This is a genomic window from Vibrio sp. YT-18 (assembly GCF_033337345.1).
Taxonomy (GTDB): domain Bacteria; phylum Pseudomonadota; class Gammaproteobacteria; order Enterobacterales; family Vibrionaceae; genus Vibrio; species Vibrio alginolyticus.
Genome location: NZ_JAWOQO010000234.1, coordinates 1 through 1,096 on the forward strand (window position 1 = coordinate 1; position 1,096 = coordinate 1,096).

The following is a 1,096-nucleotide window of genomic DNA, read 5'->3' on the forward strand; positions in this document are numbered from 1 at the left end:
TCTGGATCTGCGGTTTCGTCTGCAATCACAAGAACTTCAGAAGGGCCAGCCGGCATGTCAATCGCAGCACCACGGAAGTCATTGCTTACTTGACGTTTTGCTTCCGTCACATAGGCGTTACCCGGGCCAAAAATTTTATCCACTTTGGAGACGCTTTTCGTACCGTAAGCCATAGCAGCGACCGCCTGTCCACCACCGACATTGTAAACTTCATCAATGCCGCACAACTTGGCAACGTACAAAATTTCATCTGCAATCGGTGGAGGAGAACAAAGCACCACTTTACGACAACCAGCGATTTTTGCAGGCACGCCCAACATCAATACTGTCGATGGCAATGGCGCGCTACCACCAGGAATATACAACCCTACTTTTTGAATGGGACGTGTCACTTGCTCACACATCACACCAGGTTGTGTCTCCACTTTAATTGGTTGTGGCTTTTGCGCTTTATGAAATTTAGCAATGTTGCTGTAAGCCTGCTCTAGTGCTTGTTTCATTTCCGCAGAAAGGCGCTCTGAAGCCGCATTAATTTCTTTGGATGGAACTCGGATTGATTCCGGTTTTACACGGTCAAACTTTTCTGTAAGTTCTAATAGCGCTGCGTCACCTTGAGTACGCACCTTTGCGATCACATCCGCAACTGCAGCGGTAATATTCGCGCCTTCCGCAATGGCAGGACGCTCTAAAATTGCATCTTGTTGCTCTTCACTCAGTGATTGCCATACAACAGTTCTCATTGCCGTTACTCCATCATTTTTTCAATTGGTAGCACTAGAATTGAGCTCGCACCCAGTTCTTTTAGCTGTTCCATGGTTTCCCAGAACAAGTTCTCTGTACTCACCAAATGAACGGCAACTTTCTGTTTGTCTGCTGATAGTGGTAAAACGGTTGGATCTTCTGCGCCCGGCAGTAATGCTTTAATTTGCTCCAACTTTCCAGCTGGTGCGTGCAGCATGATGTATTTTGATTCTTTTGCCTGTTGAACGCCTTGCATGCGAGTTAGCAATTTATTGATCAACTCTGCTTTGTCTGCGTCGAACTCACCAATGCGTTGGATAAGCGTCGCTTTGGATCTAAAGATGACTTCGGCTTC

The 1,096-nt window shown here is 46.6% G+C and carries 2 protein-coding genes; both read right to left on the reverse strand.

The window, feature by feature from the left end; genetic code table 11:
* The coding region (gene hisD / locus R7M72_RS25645; RefSeq protein ID WP_318056535.1) for a histidinol dehydrogenase at window positions 1–740 on the reverse strand (740 nt) is incomplete at its 3' end.
* 5 nt (window positions 741–745) lie between these two features.
* Window positions 746–1,096: ATP phosphoribosyltransferase (gene hisG, locus R7M72_RS25650; protein ID WP_411913731.1), on the reverse strand; the 351-nt coding region annotated here is incomplete at its 5' end.